This window comes from Kamptonema sp. PCC 6506 (assembly GCF_000180455.1).
Taxonomy (GTDB): Bacteria; Cyanobacteriota; Cyanobacteriia; order Cyanobacteriales; family Microcoleaceae; genus Kamptonema; species Kamptonema formosum.
Genome location: NZ_CACA01000005.1, coordinates 1 through 3766 on the forward strand (window position 1 = coordinate 1; position 3766 = coordinate 3766).

Here is a 3766-nt window from a genome sequence, read left to right on the forward strand (position 1 = left end):
GGGGTAAAGCCGGGATACGGACAAAATAGGACACGATGTAAAGAAATGTAACGAAACCGCCACTCCCAGCCAGATTTGTTGAAGCAAGCACAAAAAGTAAGAAGCCTGCCAATTATACAATAGAGCGTTTATGTAGCCTTGATTGTGGAAGCGTTCGCCGCCCGTTACCCAATCACACTCACAAACCATCTAGAGAGTAGTGCTACTACTCTCTACTTAAGCTCACAAGCGATTAAAAAACTTAACCTGACTATATATTTTATCAACCAGTATTATTTACTTTTTTCTGACCAGCTACTAATATGTTTAAAGCGTCTCTAGCAACTTCCTCAGCTCGCAAAGAAGTTACTTTTTGATATCGCAGAGTAGTCTGGATGTTCTCATGACCCATCAAAGCTCGCAACTCTTCAAGAGCCATTAACCCTACTCGTTCAGTAGCAAACGTATGCCGCAAATCGTGGAGGCGGATTCCTTGCAAAAGAGGACTTTTTTCTGTAAAACTTTGCCAGCAACAATAAACTTGCTGATAGCTCAATCTCGTCACCCTTTGATTAAAAGGATTTTGTGCAGTAAACAGAGCTGGTGTCCCCAAATCCCGATAATATTTAATATAATTATTCACAATAGAAGCTGCATCTTCGCTATAAAAACACCATCGTAGCTTCTTCCCCTTTCCCATCACCTGAAACTTCTGTAATTGTAAATCAATTCCCTCTAAATCTAAGGTAAGAAGCTCACCAATCCTAGCTCCTGTTCGATGAAGCAGGCGGACAATAGCGTGCAATCGGACATCTGGCACGAGCAGTTCATATAAAATACTCAGTTGTTCCGCACTCAAATAGCGAATCACTGCGTCGGTACTACATTCCCCCTTTTCTGGGTCAAGCTTGCGCTGCTTCAAACCAGCAATCGGGTTAACTGTAAGATAGCCTTGTTCAACTCCAAAATTCAACAAAGCCTGAATAATAGCTTGATGGCGGTGGTGAGTAGTAATTGACAAATGAGTTAAACTTCTTAAATAGTCCAATACTAGCTGTCGGCTAATAATTTCTATCGGCAATCGACCCCACTGACCCAGCAGAGGCATCAAAGTTGACTCATAAGAACGCTGCGTACTTAGACTCAACCCTGGACGGTCTAAAAACTCCCTTGCCAATCTTGCTAATGTAACAGTCAATTGAACAACTTCCTGAAAACTTGTGCATCCTTTGAATTTTCTAGCTGTACACTTATTATCAGGAAAACTTACATATTTTTATGTACACTCTTGACCCGGTTTGGACGCTACACCGTGCTAAATATTGCCTGAACTGCGGCACTCATTTGCGGCATCAATGCCGGAGTTGCGGTGAAACGTTCGCTTCCTTCAAACACAAATTTTGCCCTCACTGTGGCACATCTTATAGAGAATAAGTCCCCAGGCAATTAGCCATCAATCCCCGCCGAGTTACTATCACTTTCACCAACTTCTTCACACAATCAAGTGGCATCAATAGAACGCACCGCTTACCCTCGCTTCAAACGCTATTTCACACCCAAAGAACTAGCATCCATTTACACACCGACTCCATCAGAAATTGCCTTTGGCACTTCAACGACACAAGGGGAATCTCACTACTACAACTTGATGGTTTTACTCAAAACCTTTCAGCGACTCGGCTATTTTCCCAAACTCTCAGAAATCCCCCCTAGCATCTCCAACCACATTCGCGTCACCCTAAATTTGCCACAGGAAATTGCTTTGGGCTACGGGCAGTCCAGAACCCTGTACCGCCATTGCCGCGCTATCCGTGAGTACCTAAACGTCATTCCTTTTAACCAAACCGCTCACAATTTTATTATGCAGGTGGTCTCTGAAACTGCCCAAGTCATGGACAACCCTGCGGACTTAATCAATGTTGCCCTTGAAGAATTAATAAAACAGCGCTATGAACTACCCGGCTTTAGAACCTTAGACAAGTTAGTGCTCCGAGTCAGGAATTTAGTTAATCAACAACTATTTTCTGTAGCCAGCAATGGACTCTGTGAGCAAAAAAAGCAATATTTAGACAGCCTCTTAGACAACTATCCCGTCCAGCAGCGCAGCCCTTACAATGACCTCAAGCAATTGCCCAAGCGCCCTACTCGCAACCACCTCAATGATTTACTTGCTCATCTAACTTGGTTGGAATCACTGGGTGAAGTTAAGCCAGATATTATGCACATCACAATTGCTAAAATTCAGCACTTTGCAGCAGAAGCAAGGGCATTGGATGCCAGCGAAGTTAGAGAATTTAATCAACCGAAACGGCTAACTCTCCTGCTGTGTTTAATTTACTCAGCTCAGGTACAAGCCAGAGATAATTTAGTGGAGATGTTCCTCAAACAGATGCGGAGCATCCATACAAAAGCTAAAGCTGAATTGGAGTTACTGCGACAGCAGCAGCAAGAAAGAATAGAAAAATTAGTGAGTGTCTTTACTGATGTACTTCAAGTGTTTGTTGATGAACCGCCGGCATTAGAGACAGTCGCGCAAGTAAAAAATGTCTTCGCAGCGAGAGGGGGCGCGCAGCAATTGTTGAATGAGTGCGAAGCCGTGAATGCCTACAAGGGCAATAACTATTTGCCTTTATTATGGCGATTTTATAAAACTTATCGTAGTAGTTTCTTTCGGTTGATTAGTGCCCTTAAGTTAGACTCTACCAGTCAGGATGATACTTTAATAAAAGCTCTGGAGTTTTTGCAACTAAATTCTCAGCGACGGGGGGAGTGGCTGTCGTCGAATGTAGATGTTACTTTTGCTTCTGCTCAATGGCAAAAGCTGCTATGGGTGCAGCGAGAAAAGCAAATATTTTTAGCACGGCTCATGCTGATACTCAGGGACAGTCAACGCCGGTATTTGCTTTGGCTTATTTGTTGGGGATTAAGTTGATGCCTCGGATTCGCAATTGGCAGGATTTGACGTTTTTTCGCCCTGGAAAAGAGGCGATTTACGAACATATTGAGGAGTTGTTTAAGGATGCAATTGATTGGGAGCGGATTGTGACGCACTGGCAAGATTTGCTACGGGTGGTGCTTTCAATTCAAGCAGGGAAGGTTTCTTCGGTGATGCTGTTGCGAAGGTTGGGGAATTATAGCCGCAAGAATCGGCTTTATCAAGCTTTTCAGGAGCTGGGACGGGTGGTGCGGACGGTGTTTTTATTGCAGTATATTTCTGATATACAGTTGCGTCAAGAAATTACGGCTGCTACGAATAAGGTGGAGGCTTATCATGGTTTTTCTAAATGGTTTTTCTTTGGGGGAGAAGGGGTAGTTGCTAATAATGACCCAGTGGAGCAGGAGAAGATTATTAAGTATAACGATTTGATTGCGAATGCGGTGATTTTTCACAACGCGGTGGATTTAACTGAGGTTTTGCGTCGTTTGAAGCGGGAGGGTTATGTGGTGATGCGAAATGATGTGGCGGCGTTGAGTCCGTACCGAACCTCTCACATCAAGCGCTTTGGAGATTACCTGTTGGACTTGGAGCATTTACCCCCGGCGTTGGATGAGGGGATGGTCTTGGAACTTTGAGCAGTAGATGGGAGTGGGAGTGATTTCGGGGATAACGGGATTGTTACATCTCTTTACATTTTGGTTGGGGACAGCTCGTATTCATTCTTATCCTCTATTTTAGATTAGATAAGCTTTTCACTTGTTCGGCTTGCTTAAATAAATCTGGCTAGGAGTTTGGGTTTCGTTACATTTCTTTACATCGTGTCCTATTTTGTCCGTATCCCGGCTTTAC

Annotated in this window: 3 protein-coding genes and 1 pseudogene; 3 read left to right on the forward strand and 1 reads right to left on the reverse strand. The window is 43.7% G+C overall.

What is annotated here, in order from left to right:
* Positions 1-262: 262 nt before the first annotated feature.
* Positions 263-1177, reverse strand: a complete 915-nt coding sequence (locus OSCI_RS00455) for a tyrosine-type recombinase/integrase (protein WP_007352860.1) — start codon at positions 1175-1177, stop codon at positions 263-265.
* A gap of 80 nt (positions 1178-1257) precedes the next feature.
* Between OSCI_RS00455 and OSCI_RS28085 the strand changes: the two genes are divergently transcribed.
* From OSCI_RS28085 to OSCI_RS32345, 3 genes and pseudogenes are all read left to right on the forward strand, one after another.
* The gene (locus tag OSCI_RS28085) at positions 1258-1413 is read left to right on the forward strand and encodes a double zinc ribbon domain-containing protein (RefSeq protein WP_083811278.1); all 156 of its coding nucleotides are present in this window, start codon (positions 1258-1260) and stop codon (positions 1411-1413) included.
* 70 nt (positions 1414-1483) lie between these two features.
* Positions 1484-2911 carry a DUF4158 domain-containing protein gene (locus OSCI_RS00460; RefSeq protein WP_007352861.1) on the forward strand — a complete coding sequence of 476 codons (1428 nt, stop codon included), beginning with the start codon at positions 1484-1486 and terminating at the stop codon, positions 2909-2911.
* Positions 2839-3552: pseudogene (locus OSCI_RS32345) on the forward strand (Tn3 family transposase); the annotation flags it as partial. The gene OSCI_RS00460 and the pseudogene OSCI_RS32345, both read left to right, overlap by 73 nt.
* Positions 3553-3766 lie beyond the last annotated feature (214 nt).

Excerpts from the sequence above, each read along its gene's own strand:
- OSCI_RS28085 (WP_083811278.1), top strand. The coding sequence starts at position 1,258 with ATGTACACTCTTGACCCGGTTTGGACGCTACACCGTGCTAAATATTGC.